This is a genomic window from Curtobacterium sp. ABR8, assembly GCF_057812125.1.
The window spans coordinates 1,349,373-1,374,389 of record NZ_CM173818.1 but is presented as its reverse complement, the minus strand read 5'-3'; the positions used below and the strand labels follow the sequence as shown (position 1 = coordinate 1,374,389).

The window sequence follows — 25,017 nt, the reverse complement described above, 5'->3', positions numbered from 1 at the left end:
GTGCAGATCAGATCTTGGTGTGGCCGAACTCGTCGACACCCGTCTCGTGGTGGCGGGTCGCCTCGAACTTCTGCGAGTGGCGGTACGCCACGTCGCGGAAGCTCCAGGTGACGAAGCCCAGGAAGACGAAGAACAGCGCACCGACGAGCGGGAACACGAACGCCGGGGCCCCGGAGGCGTGCTCAGCAGCTTCTGCGAGGAAGGTCATCGTTCGGTGCTCCGTTCGGTCGGGGAAAGACGCCGTTCAGTCTAGCCGCGGATCTGGCCGTTCCCGCGCACGATCCACTTGGTGCTCGTGAGCTCCGGCAACCCCATCGGACCACGGGCGTGCAGCTTCTGCGTCGAGATGCCCACCTCGGCGCCGAAGCCGAACTCGCCGCCGTCGGTGAAGCGCGTCGAGGCGTTCACCATCACGACTGCCGAGTCCACCGTCGCCAGGAACCGCTCGGCCGTGTCGACGTCGTTCGTCACGATCGACTCGGTGTGGTGGGTGGACCAACGCGCGATGTGCGCCATCGCGGCGTCGACGTCCGGCACGACCCGGATCGACAGGTCGAGGTCCATGGACTCGGTCGCCCAGTCCTCGTCGGTGGCGCGGAGCACCCCCGGCACGATCGCCCGGGTGGCGTCGTCGCCGCGCAGCGTGACCCCGGAGGCGCGGAGCCGGTCCGCCAGCACGGGCAGGAGCCGCTCGGCCGCCTGCTCGTGCACCAGCAGGGTCTCGAGGGCGTTGCACACGCTCGGCCGCTGCACCTTGCTGTTCAGGACGATGTCGACGGCGCGCTGCTCGGGGGCGGACGCATCGAGGAACACGTGCACGACGCCGGCACCCGTCTCGATCACGGGGACCTGCGACTCGGTGACGACGGTCTGGATGAGCGAGGCGCTGCCACGCGGGATGAGGACGTCGACCAGGCCCCGGGCGCGCATCAGCTCCGTGGCGCCGGCGCGGCCGAACTCGTCGATGGTCTGCACGAGCTCGCGCGGCAGGCCGACCGACTCCACCGCGTCCTGGATGCGGGCCACGAGCACGGCGTTCGTCCGCTGTGCCGCCGATCCGCCGCGGAGCACGACGGCGTTGCCGGACTTCAGCGCGAGCGAGGCGATGTCGACCGTGACGTTCGGGCGTGCTTCGTAGATGGCACCGACGACCCCGAACGGTACCCGAACCTGCGTCAGCTGCAGGCCGTTCGGCAGCAGCGAGCCACGGAGGTGCTCCCCCACCGGGTCCTGCAGACCGACGACGTCCTCGACCGCGGTGGCCAGCGCCTCGATGCGTGCGGGGTCGAGCCGGAGACGGTCGACGAGCCCGGACGACAGGCCGCTCTCCTCGCCCGCGACCAGGTCACCGTGGTTCGCGGCGACGATCTCGTCGGTGGCGGCGCGGACGCCGGCGGCGATCGCCACGAGGGCGGCGTCCTTGACCGCCGTCGTCGCGGTCGCGAGGGCCGACGAAGCGGTGCGGGCCGCCACGAGCGTGTCGGTCAGGGTCGGGGCGGGCGCGATCGACGACATGGACCGATCCTAGGCCCGAGGCGATCCCGTGTGACGGACGCGACCCCGGCCTCCCGACCGCTGTGGACGACGCGTGTCAGGAACGGGGCGCCGCGTGGAACCAGGTGCCCACGTGCTCGCCCGACAGGGCGCGGTCGACGAGCGCCGTGGCGGTCACCAGGACCGACGTGCCCGCCTCGGCCGCGAGCCGTGCGGCCGCGACCTTCGTGCCGGCACCTCCGGTCCCCACGCCGGACTTGCCGACGGAGCCGAAGGTGACGCCGGCGAGCTCGTCGCCGAACGGGACCTCGTCGATGCGCTCGGCACCGGGCTGCTCGGGGGGCTTCGTGTACAGGGCCTCGACGTCGGACAGCAGCACCAGGGCGTCGGCACCGAGCAGCCGCGCCACCAGGGCGGCGAGCCGGTCGTTGTCGCCGAAGCGGATCTCGTGCGTGGCGACGGTGTCGTTCTCGTTCACGATCGGCAGTACCCGCAGGGCGAGCAGGCGGTCGACGGCGCGCTGCGCGTTCACCCGGTGCGTCGGGTTCTGCAGGTCACCGGCGGTCAGCAGGATCTGCGCCGCGACGACCCGGTGCCGGTCGAGTTCCTTCTGGTACCGGAACATCAGGACGTTCTGGCCGGTCGCCGCGGCGGCCTGCTGCGTGGCGAGGTCGTCCGGGCGGCCCTCGAGCCCGAGGAACGGGAACCCGGTGGCGATCGCGCCGGACGACACGAGCACGACCTCGGTGCCCCGGCCGTACGCCGCGGACAGGGCGTCCACCAGCGGTCCGATCTGACCGGCGGCGTCACCGCTGACCGACGACGAGCCGACCTTCACCACGATCCGCCGCGCACGCGGGATGTCCTCGCGCCGGGTGACGGGTCCGAGGTCGGTGCGGGCGGTCGTGTCGGTCATGCCGCGGTCAGTCCTTCTGGTCGCTGGTCGTCTCGAGGTCGTCGCTGGTCACGACGTCGTCGTTCACCCAGAGGCCGGCGACGCGCTCCTGCTCGAGCTCGGCACGGGCGGCCGCCTTGGCGTCCATGCGCTCGAAGTACTCCTCGCGACGCTCGTTGCGGGTCGGACGCGACGTCGCGCCGATGCGGGCGTCGGTGCCTCGGGCGCTCGTGATGAGCTCCGCCGTCGAGGTGAGCGTCGGCTCCCAGTCGAAGACCATGCCGCCGTCGCCGCCGATCACGACGGTCGAGCCGGCGACGGCGCCGGCCTTGAACAGGCCGTCCTCGACACCGAGCTTCGCGAGCCGATCGGCCAGGAAGCCGATCGCCTCTTCGTTGGTGAAGTCGGTCTGCTGCACCCACCGCTCGGGCTTCGCACCGCGCACGCGGTAGAAGCGGTGCTCCTCGCCGCCCTCGGCACGGACCGTGAAGCCCTGGTCGTTGACCGCGCGGGGGCGGATGACGATGCGCTCGACGACCGGCTCGGCCGCGCGCTTCGCACGACCCTGCTCGACGACCTCGGCCAGCGCGAACGTCAGCTCACGCAGGCCCTTGTGCGACGCGGTCGAGATCGGGAACACGCGGTAGCCGCGGCCCTCGAGCTCGGCGGTGACGAACTCGGCGAGCTCGGCGGCGTCCGGCACGTCGATCTTATTGAGCGCGATGAGCTGCGGACGCTCGAGCAGCGGCACCTGGCCCTCGGGGACCGGGTAGCGCTCGAGTTCGCCGAGGATGACGTCGAGGTCGCTGATCGGGTCGCGGCCCGGGTCCATCGTCGCGCAGTCGATGACGTGCAGCAGGGCCTCGCAGCGCTCGACGTGCCGCAGGAACTCGAGGCCGAGGCCCTTGCCCTCCGACGCGCCCTCGATCAGACCGGGGACGTCGGCGACCGTGAAGCGGCTCTCGCCCGACTCGACGACGCCGAGGTTGGGGGTGAGCGTGGTGAAGGGGTAGTCGGCGATCTTCGGCTTCGCGGCCGAGATCGCCGCGATGAGCGAGGACTTGCCGGCACTCGGGAACCCGACGAGGGCGACGTCGGCGATGGTCTTCAGCTCGAGGCTGATGTCACCCGCCCAGCCCTCGGTGCCGAGGAGCGCGAAGCCGGGGGCCTTGCGCTTCGTGGTGGAGAGCGCCGCGTTGCCGAGACCGCCCTGCCCACCGGGGGCCACGACGACGCGCATCCCGGGTTCGGTCAGGTCGGCGATGACCTCGCCGGCCTCGTCGTACACGACGGTGCCGATCGGGAGCGGGAGCTCCTGGACCTCGCCGCTCACACCACTGCGGTGGTCACCCATGCCGGGCTGACCGTTCTTGGACGAACGGTGCGGCGAGCGGTGGTAGCCGAGCAGCGTGGTGACCTGCGGGTCGGCCACGAGCACGATGTCGCCGCCGTCACCGCCGTTGCCACCGTCGGGCCCGGCGAGGGGCTTGAACTTCTCACGGCGGACCGAGACGCAACCGTTGCCGCCCTTCCCCGCGCTGAGGTGCAGGGTCACGCGGTCGACGAAGGTCGCCATGGTTCCACTCCTGGAAGGTCGTTGTGCCGACGGGATCCGTCAGCGCGTTGTGCCGACGGCATCCGTCGGCGGGAAAAGCGAAGGAGGGGCGGGCACTCGGCCCGCCCCTCCCGCTGAAGCTGATCGTCGCGACTACGCGTTGACGATGTTGATGACCTTGCGGCCACCCTTGGTGCCGAACTCGACCGAACCGGCCGAGAGGGCGAACAGCGTGTCGTCGCCACCGCGGCCGACGTTGGCGCCCGGGTGGAAGTGGGTCCCACGCTGGCGGATGATGATCTCGCCGGCGTTGACGACCTCGCCACCGAAGCGCTTCACGCCGAGGCGCTGTGCGTTCGAGTCACGACCGTTGCGAGTGGAACTCGCACCCTTCTTGTGTGCCATGAGCTGACTCCCTTACGCGATCTTGGTGATCTTGACGCGGGTCAGTTCAGCGCGGAAACCCTGGCGCTTCTTGTACCCGGTCTTGTTCTTGAACTTCTGGATGATGACCTTCGGACCGCGCAGGTCGTCGAGCACCTCGGCGGTGACGGTCACGTTGGCGAGCTCGGAAGCCGCCGACGTGATCTTGTCACCGTCCACGAGGAGCACGGGGGCGAGGTCGATGTTGCCCTTGTCGTCCGCCTTGACACGGTCGACGGTCAGGATGGTGCCGACCTCGACCTTTTCCTGACGGCCGCCGGCGCGCACTACTGCGTAAACCACGTGGAAATCCTTACGTAACTCTGCTTGAGGGAAGTCTCGGGTGCCCACTTCTGCACGAGCGGCTCCCGGGAGGCCGGGCCCGATCGGCGACGCAGGCAGAACGGCCCGCTGACACCAGGGATCGAGAATACTCGATCCCCATGGGTCCGGTCAAACGGCGACACACGTACGATTGCACGGTGACCGTGTTGATCGACCCACCGACGTGGCCCGCTCACGACACTCTGTGGTCGCACCTCGTCAGTGATGAATCCTACGCGGAACTCCACGCGTTCGCTGCACGCGCCGGTGTGCCGCGTCGTGCGTTCGACCATGACCACTACGACGTGCCGCTCGCGAAGTACGACGAACTCGTCGCCGCGGGGGCGTCGGCGGTGTCCGGACGCGAGCTCGTGCTGCGGCTGATCCGCAGCGGGCTGCGCGTGGCGCAGCGCGACAAGCGCGCGCACTGACGCGCGGGCCGCGTGCCGCGTCCGTCCGGAACGCACGGCGCACGGCGCACGGCGCACGGCGCACGGTGCACGGTTCCGGACTCGGTGCGACGCATGCCAGCTCGCACCGTGTCCGGAACCTCGCACGGTGCGCACGCGCCCTGGACGTGGCGTCGCACCGTGCGAGGTGAGGCGCGTGGCGGGCGTGCGCCGGGCCTCCCGGCCGCACCGTGCGAGATTCCCCGCAGCGTGCGAGGTTGGTGGCTCGGTGCGGCGTCAGAGGCTCGCACCGCGACGCGAACGCCGCACCGCCCGGAGAACCTCGCACCGTGCAGCGACCGCGCGGCGACGACCGGGGGTCAGCGAGGCGCCGGACCACCCCATGGCGCGGCCGGCGGCTGCTGCTGGTCCGGACGGGGCTGTGCGCCGTACTGACCGCCGTACTGCCCGTGGGGGTCCGGCTGGACCAGACCCTGTCCGTACGGGCCCTGCTGCGGCTGCTGCGGCCCCGGCTGCACGGTCGCGGGAGGGACGGCGTCTGCGGGCCGTACCGTGCCCGGCAGGCCGGACGTCGGCGCTGCACCGCGGTTCCGTCGGGGGCGGCCGAGCCAGAGCCACGCGGCAGTGGCGGTCGCCAGGAGCATCACCGTGTACGGCACCCCGTTGCGGAGCGGGTTCGTGACGACGTCGATGACCAGGCGGGACCCGCCCGAGGTGATCGCGCCGAACGCGCCGGTGAAGACCCCGACGAGGGCGAGTGCGATCGTCCCCGCGGCGCCGGCGAGCACCGCTCGGAGCAACACCGTCGGCAGCGGGCTGCGCCGGGCGATCGGCGTCAGGAACGCCAGCGCCAGGAAGGCCCCGGCGTAGAACGGGAACGGCGCGAGGAAGACCCCGGCGATGAAGCTGCCGACGAGGCTCGCACCGGCACCGTAGTGCGCGAACGGGCTGACGACGAGCGACGTCCCGATCAGGCCGACGACGCCGGACACGAACTCGACGAGCACGAGCGACACCACGGCGATGAGCGCCCCGGCCGTGTTGTTCACCGAGGCGCCGGGCGCGAAGGCCCGACGCGGGTCGGCCGGCGTGCGCGGCGGCCGTGGCGGGGCGTAGGGCACCCCGGCGGTCGGCTGTGCGCCGTGCGGCGGCTGCCCACCGTACGGCGGCTGCCCACCAGGCTGCCCACCGTACGGCGGCACGGGACCGCCGGCTCCCCCGGGTCCGGGCGGTGCGGGCTGCTGCCAGCCCGCACCGTAGTACCCACGATCCTGCTGCGGGTCACCGGGGTTCGCCACGCTCAGTTCCCCAGGATGACGGAGCCGTCGGTGTCGTCGCCGGATGCGTCCTCGGTCGTGGCCGGAGCACTGATGCTCGGCGACGACACGCGGCGGGACCGCGAACGGCCCTGGCCCGGCTGCTTCGGCTCCGGCAGCGCCTGGAGCACGGAGTCCAACAGCGACTCGGCGTCCGGGGCGACCTGGCGGGGCTCGCGCTTCGGTGCGGCGTTGAGTGGGATGTCCAGGATCGCGACCGTGTTCTCGGTCGGGGTCACCGTCGCGCTGGAGCTGACCCGTCGGCGGGCCGGGGCCTTGGCCTTCGGTTCGGCAGCAGGAGCGGCAGCCGCCGACTGGTCGACAGCCTGACTCGGCGCGGCCTGCTTCGGCTCGTCGCGCTTCGACGCGGCCTGCTTCGGCTCGTCGCGCTTCGGCTCGGCGACGGGCTCCGGCTCGACCACGGCGGATGCCGACTCGGTGGATGCCGACTCGGTGACTTCGGTCGTGGCAGCGTTCGGCTGCTCACCGCTCCGTCCGCCACGGCCGCCACGGCGCCGACGCTTCGAGCCGCTGGGCTGTTCACCGGCGTCTGCGGACTCGGCGGTCCCCGCCGGCGCGTCGGCCGAGGTCGGGGCCGCTGCCGAGGTCGGCGATGCCGGCGACTCCTCGTGCGGGATCGTGGAGGCCGCGATCCGGGACAGCGCGTTCTTCACGTCGTCCGTGATCTGGTGTGCCTGGCTCGACTGCCCGTTCGACGAACCCGAGCCACCGCCGGAGTTGCCCCCGCCGTTGCCGTGCCCGTTGCCGCCGTTGCCGCCGTTCCCGTTCCCGTTGCCGCCGTTCCCGGCCGCACCGCTGCGCCCCTTGCGACGCCCCTTGCTCGGGCCCGGGTCGGCGTTGTTGTCGTTGACCTTCGCGTTGACCTCGTCGAGCGACTCGCGCAGGCCGACACCGATCTTCTTGCGGGTCATCTGCACGAGGCCGAGCGAGGTGACCTCGGCGACCTGGTGCTTCGTGCGGTCGCGGCTCAGGCACTCGATCAGGCGACGGAGCACGAGGTCGCGGTTCTCCTCGAGCACCATGTCGATGAAGTCGACGACGATGATGCCGCCGATGTCGCGCAGGCGGAGCTGGCGGACGAGTTCCTCGGCGGCCTCGAGGTTGTTCTTCGTGACGGTCTCCTCGAGGTTGCCCCCGGAGCCGACGAACTTGCCGGTGTTGACGTCCACGACCGTCATGGCCTCGGTGCGGTCGATCACGAGCGAACCACCGGAGGGCAGCCAGACCTTGCGGTCGAGCGCCTTGTCGATCTGCTCGTTCAGGCGGTACTCCTCGAAGGAGTCCGGGCCCTCGTAGCGGACGACGCGGTCCTTCAGGTCGGGTGCGACGGCCGACAGGTACTCGTCGATGGTGCCGCCGGCAGCCTCGCCGTCGATGATGAGCTTCGTGAAGTCCTCGTTGAAGACGTCGCGCACGATCTTGACGAGCAGGTCGGGCTCCGAGTGCAGCATGACCGGGGCCTGGCCACCGGCGACCTTCTTCTGGATGGCCTCCCACTGGCTGGTCAGGCGCTGCACGTCGCGGGTGAGCTGCTCCTCGGTCGCACCTTCGGCAGCGGTGCGCACGATGACGCCCGCGTGCTCCGGCAGGACCTCCTTCAGGATCTTCTTGAGGCGCGCGCGCTCGGTGTCGGGCAGCTTGCGCGAGATGCCGTTCATGGAGCCGTTCGGCACGTAGACCAGGTAGCGACCGGGCAGCGAGACCTGGCTGGTCAGACGGGCGCCCTTGTGGCCGACCGGGTCCTTCGTGACCTGGACCAGGACCTTGTCGCCCGGCTTGAGCGCGGCCTCGATGCGACGGCCGTGGCTGGTGTCGACGGAGTTCCAGTCGACCTCGCCGGCGTAGAGCACGGCGTTGCGGCCGCGGCCGATGTCGACGAAGGCTGCCTCCATCGAGGGCAGCACGTTCTGCACCTTGCCGAGGTACACGTTGCCGATGAGCGACACGTTCTCGGACTTGGTGATGTAGTGCTCGGCGAGGATGCCGTCCTCGAGCACGCCGATCTCGATCGTCGACGAGCTGGAGCGGACGATCATCTGACGGTCGACGCTCTCGCGGCGGGCGAGGAACTCGTCCTCGCTCACGACCTGGCGACGACGTCCGGCGTCACGGCCGTCGCGGCGACGCTGCTTCTTCGCCTCGAGCCGGGTCGAACCCTTGATGCGCTGCGGCTCGGTGATCAGCTCGGGCTCGCGGCGGCGGGGTTCCTGGTGGTCGCGCGGTTCGCGCGGGGCACGGGACTCGCGGTCGGCGCTGCTCCCCCGACGACGCGAACGACGGCGGGAGCCGCCGGGCTCCTCGTCGTGGTCCTCGCGGTCGAACCGGTCCTCGCGCTCGGAACGGTCGAAGCGGTCGTCACGGTCGTCCTCGTCGCGCTCGTACCGCGCGGCGCGGCGCGGCAGCTCCGGCAGGACGGGGGCGTGGAAGATCAGGCTGAGCGTGCTCGTCGCCTTCGGGACGAACGGCTCGGCCGGGGCGGCGGGTTCGCTCGCCTCGGTCGTCGGCTCGGTCTCGGTCGGACGGGAGGCACCACTCGCCTCCGTCACGTCGGTCGCGGGCTCGGTCGGCTCGGCCGTGACCACCGGAAGGTCGCCGGTCAGCGTGCTCACGTCGTCCGGCTCGGCGCTCTGGGCGGCGACGGCCTCGACCGCGACGGAGACCGTCTCGGCTCCGGTCGGCTCGGCCGCTGCGTCGGCGGACGAACCGTCCGTCAGCGCGGAGGCCTCGTCGACGGCCGGCGCCTGCACGGCACCGGCCTGACCCTGCAGGCCGGACGACCGGGCGCGGCGTCCGCCGAACAGGCGGGTCCGACGCTTCGGGGCGTTCTCGTCGTTGGTCGTGTTGTCGTTGTTCTGCTCCACCATGGACTGGCGCACTCCTCGGCCCCACTCGCACCCTTGTCAGGCGGCGGGAATTCTTTGGTTGTGGCGGTGGCGTCGACGCCCCGCGCTCGCTGTCTTCGTGACCGGTCTGCGTCAACTTCTCGTTGCGTCCGCGGCCGTTCCGGTCCGGGCACCCGGCCCGGGTCGGCTCGGCGTCGGAGTGACGCTGTCCCGACCACGGTGCGCTCTCACCGCACCTGATCGTCCGGACACTGCCCCGTGGGGCACCGCCCGGAAAGCTCTCTTCGGTCTGCGGTTGCCCGCACGACCTCCGGCCAGTATCGCACGCCGCTCCCGGAAAGGACCGGAACCCGCGTGCGATGATGACGGCGTGAGCACGTCAGCGCCTGCCCCCCGTCGTCCGGTCGCGATGGCCGTCTTCCTCTTGATCACCGGGTTCGTCGGCCTGTACGGGTCGTTCTCCCTGGTGCTCGACGAGTTCAAGAAGTACGCAGACCCGGACACCGTGCTGTCGTGCGACGTGAACCCGTTCATCAGCTGCTCGGACGTCATGGCCAGTTGGCAGGGCCACCTGTTCGGGTTCCCGAACCCGTTGCTCGGCGTGATGGGCTTCGTCGCGCCGATCGCCGTCGCCGTGCTGATGCTCGCGGGCTTCCGGAACGGTTCGCGGTGGTTCTGGATCGCGTTCAACGCCGGCGTGTTCCTGGCGTGGGTCTTCGTGACGTGGCTCTTCACCCAGACCGTGTGGTTCATCGGCGCGCTCTGCCCCTGGTGCATGCTCGTGTGGTCGATGACGATCCCGATGTTCTGGGTGTTCACGATCTGGAACGCCGCGCAGGGTCGCTTCGGCGCGAAGACCCAGCGCGTCGGCCGGGTGCTGCTCCCCTTCTGCTGGGCGTTCCCGCTGGCGAACTACCTGTTCATCATCGTGACGATCATCATCAAGTTCCCGACCATCCTTACGGTCTTCTGATCCACTGCTGGACGTTCCCGATGCGGCGACGATGACGTGTCGATGACGTGTCGATGACGTGTCACCGAATTCCTGGGCGCTTCCCAGGCAAGACGCCCGATCGGCGTCCGGGCAGCACTTACGCTCGATCTCGATGAGCGAGAACGAGAGCAAGAAGGTCCGTCGCGACGCCGCCCGAGAGCGCGCGCGCGAAGCCCGGGTGAAGGAACAGGCGCGACGCCGCCGCAACAGGACGCTCGGCATCAGCGGCATCATCGTCGGCAGCCTGGCGGTCGTCGCCGTGGTCGTCCTGGTGATCGCGAACTCGGTGCAACCCGCCGGGCCGGGGCCGCGCAACATGGCGAGCGACGGCATCCTGTTCACCGGCCAGAGCGGCAAGATCGTGCCCGTCGAGACGAAGGCGACGCCCGACGGCGGGACCCCGACGGCGACGAAGCAGGACGACTCGGTGGCGAACATCACCGTGTACTCGGACTACATGTGCCCGTACTGCAACCAGTTCGAGACGGCGCAGATGGACCAGATCGAGCAGTGGGTGAAGAGCGGCTCGGCGACCCTCGAACTGCACCCGTTCAACCTGCTCGACCGGGTGTCCCTCGGGTCGAAGTACTCGACGCGCTCCGCAGCAGCGGCCGCCTGTGTGGCAGACCACGACCCGGACGCGTTCCTGGCGTACAACACGTCGCTCTACGAGAACCAGCCGTCCGAGAGCACCAAGGGGCTCACGAACGACGAGCTGGCGTCCCTGGCGAAGGAGGCCGGCGCGACGAGCAGCAAGGTCGCCTCGTGCATCACCGGGCAGCACTTCGCCGGGTGGGTCGCCGACGCCACGAACCGGGTGATGAACGACCCGATCCCGAACTCGTCGCTCGACAAGGTGACGAGCACCCCCACGATCATCGTGAACGGGAAGCAGTTCACCGGCTCCCTGACCGACACCGACGCCTTCGCGTCCTTCGTCGAGCAGAACGGTGGCGCCGCCTGACCCGAAGGCGCCCGACTCGAGCGAAGGCCCCCGCTTCCGGATGGAAGCGGGGGCCTTCGCTCGTGCGGGTGGCGCTACTTCGCCGCGTCGTCGATCGCGGTGATGACCGTGCTGAGGTTGTCCAGGCGCTTGCCGTTCACGACCACGGTCGGCGTGCCGAAGCCCTGCGGGCCCTGCAGTGCCTCGTCCGCGGTGACGAGCTTCGTGGACTTGGTCACCCAGCCCTTGAACTGCTCGGTCGACAGGCACTCGGAGACGTTCGACCCGGTGGCGCCCCCGGCCTTGACGAGCTTCGCGATCTCGGCGTTCGTCAGACCCGAGGTGCCCTCGGTGGGCTGGTTCTCGAAGAACTGCGTCTGGACGTCCAGGAACTTGTCCGGCGCGTAGTTCGCGACGCACATCGCCGCGTTCGCGGCCCGGCTGGCGTAGCGCGAGCTCTGGTAGCTGCGGTCGAGGATCGACACCGGCTGGATGGCCAGCGTCGCGTCGCCCGACTTCACCTTGTCCAGGATCTGGTCGGCGTAGGCGGCCTCGAACTGCTTGCAGACCGGGCAGGCCCAGTCGACGTACTCGGTGACCGCCACGGCGCCGTCGGTGTTCGACGTCGGGACCGCCGACGGGGTGCCCTTCGCGGTGACGGCCTTCGTCGTCACCGGGGTGACCTCGCCGCCCTCGCCGGTGAACTGGATCGCGCCGGTGGCCATGTTCTTCGGCCCGGCAGCGGACACGGCGGGCGCGTTGTTCACGTTCACCACGACGAGCGTGATGATCGCGGCGATCGCGATGATCCCCAGGCCGATGCCGCCCTGCAGGAACCACTTGTTGCGGCGCTTGCGACGCTTCTCGGCGTCGGCGCGCTGCCGCGAGACCTCGCGCGCGTGCTGACGACGTTCGTTCTTGGTGGGTCGGTCGTTGTTCGTCATGCTCTCCCCGTCGCTCAGGCGAACCAGAGCGCGAGCTCGCGCGCCGACGACTCGGTGCTGTCGGATCCGTGCACCAGGTTCTGCTGCACCTTGAGGCCCCAGTCGCGACCGAGGTCGCCACGGATGGTCCCGGGTGCGGCGCTGGTCGGGTCGGTGGTGCCGGCGAGCGACCGGAAGCCGGCGATCACGCCGTTGCCGGCGACGCGCACGGCGACGACCGGACCGGACTGCATGAACTCGACGAGCGGCTCGAAGAACGGCTTGCCCTGGTGCTCCTCGTAGTGCGCGTCCAGCAGGTCGCGCGGCGCGGTGAGCATCTTCAGGTCGACGATCTCGTAGCCCTTCGACTCGATGCGGCGGAGGATCTCACCGGTGAGCTGGCGGGCGACGCCGTCGGGCTTGACGAGGACGAGGGTCTCTTCGAGGTCGGACACGCAGTACTCCTAGTGTGTTCGCGGGATCGGAGGGGTGGTCAGTCCTCGCCCATGGCGGCCCGGCGCGCGGCGTTCTGACGGTCGAGCTGACCGCCCTTGACGAAGCAGAAGACCCACAGCGCCAGGAACACCACGGCGACCGCGAACATGAACGGTTCGATGAACCCGGTGGCGAGGATGGCCGCCTGCAGCAGCCACCCGAACCATACACCGGCGGGGTTGCCGGTCAGGCGTGAGGCCAGTGCCAGCACGACCATGGCACCGATGCCGCCGCCGAACGCCAGGGCCGGCGGCAGGGTCCCCTTGCCGAACACGACGAGCATCGGGAAGAAGAACATGATCGCCTCGAGCACGAGCGCGATCGACAGCAGGCTCTCCTGCGCCCCGCGGTCGCGTCGCGGCTTCCGGGTGCGCGGTGCACGTCCCGGCCGGGAGGCACGTGGTGCGTCCGTCACTTCGTCTCGCCTTCCCGGTGGACGAGGTCCATGACCGCACCCACCATCACGATGGAGCCCGCGACGAGCACGAGGGCGTCCTCGGCGTCCGCCTCGTCCGCCAGGTCGCGTGCCTGCTGCAGCGCGGCGGCCAGCGACGGCTCGACGACGACACGGTCCGCGCCCACCTCGTCCACGACGACCTTCGCGAAGGCGTCCGCGTCGAGCGCACGATCCCCCGGCGGCTGCGTGACGACGAAGGTCTCGACGGTGCCCTTCAGCGCGCGGACGAACCCGCGGGCGTCCTTGTCGCCGAGGATCCCCACGACGCCGACGACGTGCTCGGACGGGAACGCCACCGGCAGGGCCTCGGCCAGGGCCTTGGCGCCGTGCGGGTTGTGCGCCGCGTCGACCACCACGGTCGGCTCGGTGGCGATCGGCTGCAGGCGGCCGGGGCTCGTGGCACCGGCGAGCCCCTCGGACAGGACGTCCTCGTCGAGCGCCTGGGTGCCGCGACCGAGGAACGACTCGACCGCGGCGATGGCGACGGCCGCGTTGTGCGCCTGGTGCCGCCCGAACAGCGGCAGGAACAGGTCGTCGTAGCGGCCGGCGATCCCCTGCACGGTGATGAGCTGACCGCCCACGGCCGGGGTGACGTCGACCACCGAGAAGCCCGTGCCCTCGACGGCCAGGGTCGACTCGGTGAGCTCGGCGGCCCGCTCGAGTTCGACGAGGGCCTCGGGGACCTGCTCGCTCGACACCACGGCGGACGACGGCTTGATGATCCCGGACTTGGTGCGGGCGATCTCCGCCACGGTGCTGCCGAGCTGCTTCGCGTGGTCGATGGCGATCGGGGTGAACACCGCGACCTGGCTCTGCACGACGTTCGTGGAGTCCCACTCGCCGCCCATGCCGACCTCGATCACGGCCACGTCGACCGGCGCCTCGGCGAAGCAGGCCAGGGCCAGCACGGTCAGTGCCTCGAAGAAGGTGAGCGGGAGTTCGCCCCTGTCGGTGAGTTCCTGGTCGGTCAGCTCGAGGACCGGGGCGATGTCGTCCCAGTTCTCGACGAACCGCTCGGCGGCGATCGGCTGACCGTCGATGACGATGCGCTCCCGGATCGACACCAGGTGCGGGCTCGTCATCAGGCCGGTGCGCAGACCGTGCGCACGGACGATGCTCTCGGTCGTCCGGGCCGTCGAGGTCTTGCCGTTCGTGCCGGTGATGTGGATCACCGGGTACGCCAGGTGCGGGTCGCCGAGCAGCTCGACGGCGCGACGGGTCGCGGTCAGGCGGTGCTCGGGCGACTGCTCGCCGATCCGGGCGTACAGGGCGGCCTCGACGCGCTTGACCTCGTCGTCGTCACCGCCGTACGGCACGGCCTCGACCGGGGCGTCACCGGACGGACCCACCGGGATCCGGATGCCGTCCTCGTCGTGCTGGTCGCGCTCGTCGTACTGGTCGTCGTCGCTCATGCGCGTGACACCTCCACGGTCACCTTCGCGCCGTCACCGACATCGGTGGTGGCGCCTGCCCCGAGGGGCACGATCTCGACGCTCGTCGCCAGGGTCTCCCCCGCGATGAGCTGCTGGTGGGTGCGCACCGACGCGTCGGCGGCCTCGTCGACCCCGAGGGTGAGGACGATGCGGTCGCTGACGTCCAGGTCGGCGTCGCGTCGGGCCTGCTGGACGGCGCGGACGACGTCGCGGGCGAGCCCCTCGGCCTCGAGCTCGGGCGTGGTCACGGTGTCGAGCACCACGAAACCGCCCTCGTCGAGGAACGCCACCGCGACCGACGGGTCGGCGACGGTGAGGTCGAGCGTGTACTCGCCCTCGACCAGGTCGACACCGCCGACGGTGACGCCGGACTCGGTCGCGGTCCAGTCGCCCTTCTTGGCGGCCGGGATCACCTGCTGCACCTGCTTGCCGATCCGGGGACCGGCGACACGGGCGTTGACGGTGAGCTTCCGCTCGATGCCGTACTGCGCCAGGGATTCCTCGGCCTGCGCCTCGAGCACGACCCGCTTGACGTTCAGCTCGTCGCGCAGGATGTCGGCGAACGGTTCGACCGCCGCCGGGTCCGGCACCACGAGCGTGAGCGTGGCGAGCGGCAGCCGGACGCGCTTGCCGGTCGCCTTGCGGAGCGCGAGGCCCTTCGAGGCGACGTCGCGCACGCGGTCCATCGCCGCGACGAGGGCGTCGTCGGCGGGGAACTCGGCCGCGTCCGGGAAGTCCGTCAGGTGCACGCTCCGACCGCCGGTCAGGCCCTTCCAGATCTCCTCGGTGACGAGCGGGGCGAGCGGGGCCGCCACACGGGTCAGGGTCTCGAGCACCGTGTACAGCGTGTCGAACGCGGCACGCGCGTCGTCCGCCGCCACGCCGTCGGCGCCGGTCCAGAACTTGTCGCGCGACCGGCGGACGTACCAGTTCGTCAGCACGTCGGCGAAGTCGCGGACGGCCTGGGCCGCGAGCGGGGTGTCGAGCGCGTCGAGGTGCTGCTGCACGTCGGACACGAGCACCCGGGTCTTCGCGAGCAGGTAGCGGTCGAGCACGTCGGTGCTGTCCGTCCGGCGGGTGGCCTGGTAGCCGTCCGGCCCGGAGGCGTTCGCGTACAGGGTGAAGAAGTAGTACGTCGACCACAGCGGGAGCATGAACTCGCGGACGCCCTGGCGGATGCCTTCCTCGGTGACGACGAGGTTGCCGCCGCGGATCACCGACGAGGACATCAGGAACCAGCGCATGGCGTCGGCGCCGTCGCGGTCGAAGACCTCGGAGACGTCCGGGTAGTTCCGCAGCGACTTCGACATCTTCTGGCCGTCCGAGCCGAGGACGATGCCGTGGCTGATGACGTTCTTGAAGGCCGGCCGGTCGAACAGCGCCGTGGACAGCACGTGCATGACGTAGAACCAGCCACGGGTCTGCCCGATGTACTCGACGATGAAGTCGGCGGGGTTGTGCGACTCGAACCACTCGCGGTTCTCGAACGGGTAGTGCACCTGGGCGTACGGCATCGACCCGGAGTCGAACCAGACGTCGAACACGTCGGTGATCCGGCGCATCGTCGAGTTCCCCGTGGGGTCGTCGGGGTTCGGCCGCGTCAGGTCGTCGATGAACGGGCGGTGCAGGTCGACCTCGCCGTCGGCGTTCAGCGGCAGGCGACCGAAGTCGCGTTCGATGTCGGCGAGCGAGCCGTACACGTCGGTGCGCGGGTACTCGGGGTCGTCCGACTGCCACACCGGGATCGGCGTGCCGAAGTAGCGGTTGCGCGAGACCGACCAGTCGATGGCGTTGCCGACCCACTTGCCGAACTGGCCGTCCTTGACGTTGTCCGGCACCCAGTTGATGTCCTGGTTCAGCTGGCCCATGCGGTCGCGGAGCTCGGTGACGCGGACGAACCACGACGACACGGCCTTGTAGATGAGGGGCTTCCGGCAGCGCCAGCAGTGCGGGTAGCTGTGCTCGTAGGACGCCTGGCGGAGCAGGCGTCCGGCGTCGCGCACGGCCTTGGTGAGCGGCTTGTTCGCGTCGGACCAGAGCATGCCGGCGACCTCGCCGAACTGCGAGGTGAAGACACCGCCCTCGTCGAGGGACAGCACGACGGGGATGCCGGCTGCGGCGCAGACCTCCTGGTCGTCGGCGCCGTAGGCCGGGGCCTGGTGCACGATGCCGGTGCCCTCGCCGGTCTCGACGTAGTCGGCGACGAGGATCTTCCAGGCGTTCTCCATGCCCTCGGTGTCGGCGAGGAAGTCGAACAGGCGCTCGTACTCCACGCCGTCGAGCTCCGCGCCCGTCAGGGTGCGGACGACCGCGGCAGCGGCGTCCTCGGCGCTCTCGTAGCCGAGGTCCTTCGCGTAGGCGGCCACGGTGTCCGAAGCCAGCAGGTAGTGGACGGAACCGGCGTCGGCACCGTCAGCCGCGCCTCCCGGTCCGGCCGGCAGCACCACGTACGAGACCGCAGGCCCGACGGCCAACGCGGCGTTCGTCGGCAGCGTCCAGGGGGTCGTCGTCCAGGCGAGCGCGCGGACACCCGTCAGGTCGAGCGCGGCAGCGCGGTCGCCGTGCAGCGGGAACGACACCGTGACGGACTGGTCCTGGCGCATCTTGTAGACGTCGTCGTCCATGCGCAGCTCGTGGTTCGACAGCGGCGTCTGGTCGTTCCAGCAGTACGGCAGGACCCGGAAGCCCTCGTACGCCAGGCCCTTGTCCCAGAGCTGCTTCCACGCCCACAGCACGCTCTCCATGAACGTGGTGTCGAGCGTCTTGTAGTCGTCCTCGAAGTCGACCCAGCGCGCCTGGCGGGTGACGTACTGCTGCCACTCGTCGGTGTACTGCAGGACGGACTTCTTGGCGGCGGCGTTGAACACGTCGATGCCCATGGCGTCGATCTCGTGCTTCTCGGTGATGCCGAGCTGGCGCATCGCCTCGAGCTCGGCGGGCAGGCCGTGGGTGTCCCAGCCGAAGCGCCGGTGCACCTGCTTGCCGCGCATGGTCTGGTAGCGCGGGAAGACGTCCTTCGCGTACCCGGTCAGCAGGTGGCCGTAGTGCGGAAGGCCGTTCGCGAACGGGGGGCCGTCGTAGAAGGTCCACTCGTCGCAGCCCTGGCGCTGGTCGATGGACGCCTGGAACGTGTCGTCGCGCTTCCAGAAGGCGAGGATCCCCCGCTCGACGGCGGGGAAGGACGGCGAGGGGACGACGCCAGCGGCGCCGTCGTGCTCGTCGGGACGGTTCAAGGGGTAGCGCACCGCGGGGCTCCTGTGGGTTGCCGGTTCTCGGACCACGAGGACGGAGCGGGCTCCGCGGTACCACCTCGCTTGCCGTGGCGCGCTGTTCGGCGCGTCACGACCGCTCGTGTTCGGGTTCGGCGCGGCCCGGTCCGCCCGGTTCTACTGACGAGCCGCTCGCGCGGACCGCGTTCTTCCGGGAGCTCCCCGGTGATGGCCGGATCGACGCTCGTGTGACACGAGTTTAGCGGACGGGAGCATGCTGGAGGGATGCCCGACGACTCTGCCTCCGGCGAACGCCCGGAGTCCTCCCTCACCGTCATCATCGCCTTCGGCGCGAACCTGCTCGTGGCGATCGCGAAGACCATCGCGTCGCTCGTCTCGGGTTCGGCATCGATGGTGGCCGAGGCGGCGCACTCGTGGGCGGACACCGGCAACGAGGTCTTCCTGCTCGTCGCCGAACGACGCGGCGCGCGGAAGCGCGACACCGCACACCCGCTCGGCTACGGGCGCGAGACGTACATCTGGTCGATGTTCGCCGCGTTCGGCCTGTTCACCGCCGGCGCCATCGTGTCGATCTACCACGGCATCTCGGAGCTCGGGGACACCGGCCCGGCCGAGGACGTCCTGCTCAACTACATCGTGCTGGCGCTGTCGTTCTGCCTCGAGGGCACGAGCTTCCTGCAGGCGTACCGCCAGGCGCACGGTGCCGCGACGAAGCGCAAGGTGCCGGTGCTGCGCCACGTGCTGCAGTCCTCGAACCCGACGCTGCGAGCCGTGTTCGCCGAGGACGCCGCCGCGCTCATCGGCCTCGTCGTCGCGTTCCTCGGGGTGTTCCTGCACCAGGTCACCGGCCTGGCGGTCTTCGACGCGATCGGGTCCATCGCGATCGGCGTGCTGCTCGGGGTCGTGGCGATCGTCCTCATCGACCGCAACCGCCGCTTCCTGCTCGGCGAGAGCACGTCCCCCGAGCTCGAGAACGCCGTGCTCGTCGAGCTGCTCGGCCGCTCGCAGGTCGAACGCGTCACCTACCTGCACCTGGAGTTCGTCGGACCGTCACGGGTGTACCTCGTCGCCGCCGTCGACCTGACGGGCAACGAGAACGAGGAGCACGTCGCGGTGCGGTTGCGCGACGTCGAGAAGTCGCTCGAGGACAGCCCCTACATCGAGGAGGCCGTCCTCACCCTGAGCTACCCGGGTGACGAGTCCCTGGTGCCGACCGACGACGACGTACCCGAGGTCGTGCGGGACGGCACCGTGGAGGACGTGGCGTCCGGCGGTGCGGGGACCCTGCGCACGGAGTGAGCGTCCGCGCGTCAGCGCGCGTCGAGGCCCGCGACCACCGGCGACAGCGCTGCGGCGACGTACTCGACGAGCGGCCGGCGCGCCACCCCGTCGGCGACCCACACCCCGAACGCCGCTGCGGCGGCACCGAGCATCGCGCCCGACACGGTCTGCGGCCAGAGCGACCCCGGCTGCTCCCCTGTGCGCCCCGCCACGAAGGCGGCGACGGCCCCGTGCTGCGCCATCACCCGGACGGCGACGCCGGCGACGAGCTCGGATCCGATGCCCATCACCTCGGCCTGCGCGACCGCCCACGGCACCCGCTCGGGGTCGTGGGCACGGGCGGCGGCGAGGAGCGCCTGCTCGACCGCACGCACCGCACTCGCCTCGGTCGAGGACGCCAGGTACCCGGGCAGCCCCGCCACCGCGGCGTCGAGCTCGAGCCACATGACGTCGGACTTCGCCGTGAAGTAGTTGAAGAACGTCGCTCGGCTGACCCCGGCACGCACGGCGATCTGGTCGACCGTGGTGCGTCCGTACCCCTGCTCGAGGAACAGCTCGGCGGCGGCGTCCGCGAGGACCTCGGCGCTCGAGCGTCTGGGCCGCCCACCGCGGCGGATCGGTTCGTCCATGGGCCCCAGTAAACCGCTAGACTCGTCCAGCCATGATCTTGGACTCAGTACAGAAAACCGTCGCCGCCGTCGCGAGCGCCACCGCCGTCGTCCTCGTCCTCGCCGCCTGCAGCGGCGCGGGGACGAGCACCACGAGCAGCAAGCCGGTGAGCGGCGGGACCCTGACGTACGCGTCCGGCGACGCCGAGCCCACCTGCCTCGACCCGCACGTCGGCGGCAACTACCCGCAGGCGCTCCTGGCGACGCAGTACATCGAGGAGCTCGTCGGGCTCGAGGACGGCGAGCCGACGCCCGAGCTCGCGACGAAGTGGACCACGAGCGACGACGGCAAGACCCTCACCTTCACGCTGCGTGACGACGTCACCTTCACCGACGGCACCCCGTTCGACGCCGCCGCCGTCGTGGCGAACATCGAGCACGTACAGGACCCGGCCACCGCGTCGAGCACCGGCTACCTGGCGCTGCAGTCGATCACGAAGGCGACTGCCACCGACGACCACACCGTGACGCTCTCGCTGAGCCGTCCGGACAGCGCGCTGCTCGAGTCGTTCTCGCAGCCCTGGGTCGGCATGGAGTCCCCGAAGGCGCTCGAGCGCAAGCAGGCGACGAACTGCGAGTCCCCCGTCGGCACCGGGCCCTTCGAAGTGACCGGCTGGAAGCACGGCGACCGCGTCACCCTGACGAAGAACACCGACTACTGGGGGAAGACGAAGCCGCGCCTGTCCGGCATCACGTGGCGGTTCCTGCCCGACTCCACCTCGCGCTACGCCGCGCTGCAGTCCGGCCAGGTCGACGTGATCGACAACGCGCAGCCCGACCAGCTCAAGGCCGCGTCGGCGAAGGGCGCGATCCGCGACCTCGACGCCCCGCGCCCCGGTGCCTCGAACCGTCTCGAACTGAACTCCGGCCACGGTGTGTTCCGCGACGAGGCCGTGCGCCAGGCGTTCATCGCCGGCGCGGAGATCGACCCGGGCCTGCAGTCACTGTTCCTCGGTACCGCGAAGCGCTCGTACTCGGTGCTCTCGAGCGCCGAGCCCCTGGCGTACTCGGAGAAGAGCCGGTTCGACTACTCCCCCACCACGGCGAAGCAGCTGCTCGACGACGCCGGCTGGAAGGTCGGGTCGGACGGCATCCGGCAGAAGGACGACCAGCAGCTCACCGTGACGTTCCCGGTGTCGACGAACCAGTCGGTGCCGGCCGAGCGCAGCCTGTTCCAGCAGATCCAGGCGTCCGAGAAGGCCGTCGGGTTCAAGGTCGTGCTGGACGAGCTCGACCTGTCCAGCTGGTACGCGGCCCTCGCGGCGAACGAGTACGACGTGGTCAGCGCCCCGTACACGAAGGTCGGCCCCGACGTCCTGCGCATCCTGTACGACAGCGCGAGCATCGAACCGGCACCGTCCGGCTACTTCGCGAACCTGGCCCAGCTCGACGACCCCGCGCTCGACACCCTGCTCGAGCAGGCGGCCCGCACCTCGGACGCCGACGAGCGCGCCGACCTGTACGAGCAGGCCCAGAAGGCGATCCTCGCGAGCGACACCGTGCTCCCCCTGTACGACCAGCAGAACCACTTCCTGGAGCGCTCGGCCGTGCACGGCATCCAGACGACCTCCGTCTCGACTCCCTGGTTCGGCACCGCCTGGATCGACCGCTGACACGGATGCGATGGGTCTGGTGGGCCGTCCGGCGGCTCGCCGGGGGCATCGGTGTGCTCTGGGCCGTCGCGACGATCGTCTTCGTCGCGATCCGGCTGATCCCCGGCGACCCCGCACTCGCGATCCTCGGGGGTCCGGGTTCGCAGGCCTCCGCCGAGGCCGTCGCCCAGGTCCGCCACGAGTACGGCCTCGACCAGCCCGTGCTCGTGCAGTACGCGGTGTTCCTCGGTCGCCTCGCCACCCTGCAGCTCGGTGACTCCTACGCCTTCCGCACCCCCGTCGCCACCCTGCTCGGCCAGCAGCTCCCGGTCACGCTGACCCTGGCGGTGGCCGGGCTCGTCGTCGCGTGGGTCCTGGCGATCGTCGCGGCCTGGTGGTCGACGCAGCGCGGCCGGTTCGCGGCCGGAATGACGAGCGCACTGAGTGTCACCGCGAGCGTGATGCCGCACTTCTGGCTCGGCAGCGTGCTCATCGTGGTGTTCGCGAGCGCGCTCGGCTGGGTGCCCGCGGTGAGCGACGGCACTGCCCGCGGCTGGGTGCTCCCGGTGCTGACGGTGGCCGTCCCGGTCGCCGGGTACCTGGCCGAGACCGTCCGCGACGGAGTCGTCGACGCGCAACGGTCCGCCTTCGCGCTCGCCGCCCGTGGCCGTGGCGAGACCCGCCTCGGGCTGTTCTCCCGGCACCTGCTCCGCCACGCGGCGCTGCCCGGGATCGCCCTGTCCGCCTGGGCCTTCGGTTCGCTCGTGTCCGGAGCCGTGGTCGTCGAGTCCGTCTTCGCCCTGCCCGGCATCGGCCGCGCCCTCGTGACCGCCGTCACGCAGCGGGACATGCCGCTCGTCGCCGGGATCGCGCTGGTGTCCGCAGCCGCGTACGTCGTGGTGCTGGCCGTCGCCGACCTGGTCGAGCGCGTCGTCGACCCGCGCACATCGGCGGGCAGCGGTGCGCGGAACGGCGGCGCACGCGGCGGCACCGCGCGACGCCGTGGACCCGGCCGACCGGCGGACGCGCGGTGAGCGGGATCGCCGACCCGGGCCTCCAGACCGGAGCGACCGGCCACCAGACCGCCGCCGGCACCGAGCGCGTCCGTGGGGGGACGCTCGGCGTCGGCGGCACCGCCGCGGCGGTGGTCGTCCTCGTCGCCGTCGTGGCGGCCGCGTGGCCGGCGCTGCTCGGCGGCGGCGACCCGCTCGCGGTGCACCCCACGGACGCCCTGACCGCCCCGAGCGGCGCCCACCCGTTCGGCACCGACGAGTCCGGTCGCGACGTCCTGGCACGGGTGGTCGCGGGGACCCGCGCATCGCTCGTCGTGGGCGTCGCCGCGACCCTGATCGGGGGCGGAGCGGGCGTCCTGCTCGGCGGCGTCGCCGGGCTCGGTGCCGGGGCGGACCGGCTCGGCCGCCTGCTCGACGCCGTGATCGGCCGCGTGACCGAGGTGGCGTTCGCCCTGCCGCTGCTGCTCGTCGCCCTGGTGGTCATCGCCGTCACCGGCCCCGGGCCGGTCCCCGCCGTGCTCGCCGTCGGCTTCGCCACCGCCCCCGGCTACGCCCGCATCGTCCGTGGGCTGGTCCGTGCCGCCCGGTCGTCGCAGGTGGTCGAGACGGCCGTGCTGCAGGGCCGCTCCCCCGTCCGCATCGTGGTTCGGCACGTCCTGCCCACCGCACTCTGGCCCGTCGTCGCCGTCGCCACGCTCGGCGTCGGTCAGGCGATCGTCTGGGCCTCGGCACTGAGCTACCTCGGCGTCGGCACACCGCCCCCGGCCCCGGAGTGGGGCGCGATGCTCGCCGACGGCCGGACCTATCTGCAGACCGCGCCGTGGATGAGCACCTTCCCCGGACTCGCCATCGTGGTGCTCGCGACCGCCGTCACCGTGCTCGGTCGCGCGATCCGCCGAACAGGAGTCGTCCGATGACCACCGTCCTCGAGGTCCAGGGGCTGCACGTCGCCATCGCGGGCACGCCGATCGTGCACGACGTCGCCCTGCGGGTGGACGCCGGCGAGTGCGTCGCGCTGGTCGGCGCGTCCGGCTCCGGCAAGACCGTCACCGCGCGCGCCGCGCTCGGCCTGTCCGCGCCCGGCTCCGCCGTCCGCGCCGACGCCTTCACCGTCGCCGGTCTCGACGTCCGGGCGTTCTCCGACCGGCGGTGGCGCCAGGTGCGCGGGTCGCGGGTCGGCTACGTCGGCCAGGAGGCCCTGGGCGCGTTGGACCCGCTGCGACCGGTCGGGCGCGAGGTCGCCGACAGCCTCCGCCTGCACACCGAGATGGGTGCGGCCGAGCGCGTGGACGCCGTGCGCGATGCCCTGCGAGCGGTCGGCCTCGATCCGGACATCGCGACCGACGGCCGACTCGCCGGCACGCTGTCGGGCGGGATGCGGCAGCGGGCCCTCATCGCCGCGGCCACCATCGGGTCGCCCGCGCTCGTGGTCGCCGACGAGCCCACGACCGCACTGGACGCCGGGGTCGCGGTCACCGTGATGGAACACCTGCGGGCGGCGCAGCAGCGCGGGGCGGGGCTGCTCGTGATCACGCACGACCTCGGGCTCGTCGCGGGGTGGGCCGACCGCGTGGCCGTCATGCACGAGGGGCGGATCGTCGAGCAGGGTCCGGTCGCCTCGGTGTTCGCCGCGCCCGAGCACGCAGCGACGCAGGCCCTGGTGCGTGCGGCGCGTGCCGGTGCCGTCGCGGGGCCGGAGCCGGAGCCGGAGCCGGAGCCGCACGGTGCCGATCTGGTCGACCGGTGCGAGGTTGATGGCTCCGTGCAGTCCTCTGACGGCGCACCGAGCGGGCAACCTCGCACCGACCGAACGACCACGCACCGTGCGCCGATCGGCGACTGCGGCACCGAGCGCGCGACCTCGCACGGTGCGAGGGGGGTACTCGTCGCCGAGGGCCTCGCACGCGACTACGAGGGCGTCCGCGCGGTCGACGACGTGTCGTTCGGACTCGACCGCGGGCGGGTGCTCGGGGTGATCGGTGCCTCGGGGTCGGGCAAGACCACCCTGGCGCGGATGCTGCTCGGGCTCGAGACGCCCGACGCCGGCACGGTCGCACTCGACGGAGCGCCCTGGGTACCGCTCCCCGAGCACGACCGACGCCCCCGACGACACCGGGTGTCGGCCGTCGTGCAGGACCCCGGTGCCACCTTCGACGAGCGGTGGTCGGTCGAGCGGGTCCTCGCCGACGCGTTCTCGCGGGGCGACGCTCGACGTGCCCAGGGTCCGCTCGCCGCCCGGGTGGACGCAGCCCTGCGGCAGGTCGACCTCGACCCGGCGCTCCGACCGCGCTCCCCGCGCACGCTGTCCGGCGGGCAACGGCAGCGCCTGGCGATCGCCCGGGCGCTGGCGACCGACCCCGAGGTGATCGTCCTCGACGAGCCGGTGACCGCCCTCGACGCCACCGTGCAGGACGCCGTGCTGACCCTGCTCGAACGGCTCCGCGACGACACCGGCGTGGCGATGGTGTTCGTGTCGCACGACCTCCGGGCCGTACGCCGGATGGCCCACGACCTACTAGTCGTGCACCGTGGCGCGGTCGTCGAGCACGGCCCCGCCGCGACGGTGTTCGCGCGCCCGGCACACCCGGTGACCGCGCACCTGCTGCAGGCGGCCGAGCGGCTCGCCGCCGGCCACGGCCCTGGACGTGACCGGAGGCCCGGTGCGCGTCCGTGACGGACGTGCACCGGGCCTCCAGGGCGGGTCTGA

Annotated in this window: 22 protein-coding genes; 8 read left to right on the top strand and 14 right to left on the bottom strand. The window is 71.4% G+C overall.

The window, feature by feature from the left end:
* Positions 1 to 7: 7 nt before the first annotated feature.
* The 6 genes from ACXKZB_RS06655 to rplU form a co-directional block, all read right to left on the bottom strand.
* On the bottom strand, positions 8 to 208 hold the full coding sequence (locus ACXKZB_RS06655; RefSeq protein ID WP_111084539.1) for a hypothetical protein: 201 nt from the start codon (positions 206 to 208) through the stop codon (positions 8 to 10).
* A 41-nt stretch (positions 209 to 249) separates the two neighbouring features.
* Positions 250 to 1,515: a glutamate-5-semialdehyde dehydrogenase gene (locus tag ACXKZB_RS06650; protein WP_133936707.1), complete on the bottom strand. Its 1,266-nt coding sequence runs from the start codon at positions 1,513 to 1,515 to the stop codon at positions 250 to 252.
* A 76-nt stretch (positions 1,516 to 1,591) separates the two neighbouring features.
* Positions 1,592 to 2,410, bottom strand: a complete 819-nt coding sequence (gene proB, locus ACXKZB_RS06645) for a glutamate 5-kinase (protein ID WP_260233112.1) — start codon at positions 2,408 to 2,410, stop codon at positions 1,592 to 1,594.
* A gap of 7 nt (positions 2,411 to 2,417) precedes the next feature.
* A complete protein-coding gene (gene obgE / locus ACXKZB_RS06640) occupies positions 2,418 to 3,965 on the bottom strand; it encodes a GTPase ObgE (RefSeq protein WP_488825281.1) in 1,548 nt (515 codons plus the stop codon).
* A 132-nt stretch (positions 3,966 to 4,097) separates the two neighbouring features.
* On the bottom strand, positions 4,098 to 4,349 hold the full coding sequence (gene rpmA, locus ACXKZB_RS06635) for a 50S ribosomal protein L27 (RefSeq protein ID WP_071257351.1): 252 nt from the start codon (positions 4,347 to 4,349) through the stop codon (positions 4,098 to 4,100).
* A gap of 12 nt (positions 4,350 to 4,361) precedes the next feature.
* On the bottom strand, positions 4,362 to 4,670 hold the full coding sequence (rplU, locus tag ACXKZB_RS06630; RefSeq protein WP_123313479.1) for a 50S ribosomal protein L21: 309 nt from the start codon (positions 4,668 to 4,670) through the stop codon (positions 4,362 to 4,364).
* A 179-nt stretch (positions 4,671 to 4,849) separates the two neighbouring features.
* On the opposite strand from rplU, the gene ACXKZB_RS06625 reads away from it, so the two are divergent.
* The gene (locus ACXKZB_RS06625) at positions 4,850 to 5,122 is read left to right on the top strand and encodes a DUF4031 domain-containing protein (RefSeq protein ID WP_123313478.1); all 273 of its coding nucleotides are present in this window, start codon (positions 4,850 to 4,852) and stop codon (positions 5,120 to 5,122) included.
* A gap of 338 nt (positions 5,123 to 5,460) precedes the next feature.
* Here the strand turns inward: ACXKZB_RS06625 and ACXKZB_RS06620 are convergent, their stop codons facing one another.
* Together ACXKZB_RS06620 and ACXKZB_RS06615 are read right to left on the bottom strand one after the other, a co-directional pair.
* Entirely contained in the window at positions 5,461 to 6,399 is a 939-nt protein-coding gene (locus ACXKZB_RS06620) for a hypothetical protein (protein WP_488825279.1), read from the bottom strand.
* A 2-nt stretch (positions 6,400 to 6,401) separates the two neighbouring features.
* Positions 6,402 to 9,302: an Rne/Rng family ribonuclease gene (locus ACXKZB_RS06615; protein ID WP_488825277.1), complete on the bottom strand. Its 2,901-nt coding sequence runs from the start codon at positions 9,300 to 9,302 to the stop codon at positions 6,402 to 6,404.
* Between the two features lie 349 nt (positions 9,303 to 9,651).
* On the opposite strand from ACXKZB_RS06615, the gene ACXKZB_RS06610 reads away from it, so the two are divergent.
* On the top strand, positions 9,652 to 10,254 hold the full coding sequence (locus ACXKZB_RS06610; protein WP_396290615.1) for a vitamin K epoxide reductase family protein: 603 nt from the start codon (positions 9,652 to 9,654) through the stop codon (positions 10,252 to 10,254).
* Between the two features lie 133 nt (positions 10,255 to 10,387).
* Entirely contained in the window at positions 10,388 to 11,239 is an 852-nt protein-coding gene (locus ACXKZB_RS06605) for a DsbA family protein (protein ID WP_488825275.1), read from the top strand.
* 74 nt (positions 11,240 to 11,313) lie between these two features.
* On the opposite strand, the gene ACXKZB_RS06600 is transcribed toward ACXKZB_RS06605, so the two are convergent.
* From ACXKZB_RS06600 to ileS, 5 genes are read right to left on the bottom strand one after another with little or no spacing between them, the layout of a single operon-like run.
* Positions 11,314 to 12,162: a DsbA family protein gene (locus ACXKZB_RS06600; protein ID WP_488825273.1), complete on the bottom strand. Its 849-nt coding sequence runs from the start codon at positions 12,160 to 12,162 to the stop codon at positions 11,314 to 11,316.
* A gap of 14 nt (positions 12,163 to 12,176) precedes the next feature.
* Positions 12,177 to 12,596: a nucleoside-diphosphate kinase gene (ndk, locus tag ACXKZB_RS06595; RefSeq protein WP_111084529.1), complete on the bottom strand. Its 420-nt coding sequence runs from the start codon at positions 12,594 to 12,596 to the stop codon at positions 12,177 to 12,179.
* A 38-nt stretch (positions 12,597 to 12,634) separates the two neighbouring features.
* Entirely contained in the window at positions 12,635 to 13,051 is a 417-nt protein-coding gene (locus tag ACXKZB_RS06590; RefSeq protein ID WP_396290611.1) for a DUF4233 domain-containing protein, read from the bottom strand.
* A complete protein-coding gene (locus ACXKZB_RS06585; protein ID WP_488825272.1) occupies positions 13,048 to 14,505 on the bottom strand; it encodes a bifunctional folylpolyglutamate synthase/dihydrofolate synthase in 1,458 nt (485 codons plus the stop codon). Before ACXKZB_RS06585 ends, ACXKZB_RS06590 begins: the two co-directional genes overlap by 4 nt.
* Entirely contained in the window at positions 14,502 to 17,771 is a 3,270-nt protein-coding gene (ileS, locus tag ACXKZB_RS06580) for an isoleucine--tRNA ligase (RefSeq protein WP_488825271.1), read from the bottom strand. Before ileS ends, ACXKZB_RS06585 begins: the two co-directional genes overlap by 4 nt.
* 249 nt (positions 17,772 to 18,020) lie before the next feature.
* Here ileS and ACXKZB_RS06575 point away from each other — a divergent pair, with 249 nt between their 5' ends.
* A complete protein-coding gene (locus ACXKZB_RS06575) occupies positions 18,021 to 19,055 on the top strand; it encodes a cation diffusion facilitator family transporter (RefSeq protein WP_488825269.1) in 1,035 nt (344 codons plus the stop codon).
* Positions 19,056 to 19,066: 11 nt separating this feature from the next.
* Here ACXKZB_RS06575 and ACXKZB_RS06570 read toward each other — a convergent pair whose 3' ends face one another.
* Positions 19,067 to 19,666: an acyl-CoA-like ligand-binding transcription factor gene (locus tag ACXKZB_RS06570; protein ID WP_488825267.1), complete on the bottom strand. Its 600-nt coding sequence runs from the start codon at positions 19,664 to 19,666 to the stop codon at positions 19,067 to 19,069.
* Positions 19,667 to 19,698: 32 nt separating this feature from the next.
* Between ACXKZB_RS06570 and ACXKZB_RS06565 the strand changes: the two genes are divergently transcribed.
* From ACXKZB_RS06565 to ACXKZB_RS06550, 4 genes are read left to right on the top strand one after another with little or no spacing between them, the layout of a single operon-like run.
* A complete protein-coding gene (locus ACXKZB_RS06565) occupies positions 19,699 to 21,318 on the top strand; it encodes an ABC transporter substrate-binding protein (protein ID WP_488825266.1) in 1,620 nt (539 codons plus the stop codon).
* Between the two features lie 5 nt (positions 21,319 to 21,323).
* The gene (locus tag ACXKZB_RS06560) at positions 21,324 to 22,331 is read left to right on the top strand and encodes an ABC transporter permease (RefSeq protein WP_488825265.1); all 1,008 of its coding nucleotides are present in this window, start codon (positions 21,324 to 21,326) and stop codon (positions 22,329 to 22,331) included.
* On the top strand, positions 22,328 to 23,227 hold the full coding sequence (locus tag ACXKZB_RS06555) for an ABC transporter permease (RefSeq protein ID WP_488825264.1): 900 nt from the start codon (positions 22,328 to 22,330) through the stop codon (positions 23,225 to 23,227). Before ACXKZB_RS06560 ends, ACXKZB_RS06555 begins: the two co-directional genes overlap by 4 nt.
* The gene (locus ACXKZB_RS06550) at positions 23,224 to 24,984 is read left to right on the top strand and encodes an ATP-binding cassette domain-containing protein (RefSeq protein WP_488825262.1); all 1,761 of its coding nucleotides are present in this window, start codon (positions 23,224 to 23,226) and stop codon (positions 24,982 to 24,984) included. The genes ACXKZB_RS06555 and ACXKZB_RS06550 overlap by 4 nt, the downstream gene beginning before the upstream one ends.
* The last annotated feature ends 33 nt before the right edge of the window (positions 24,985 to 25,017 follow it).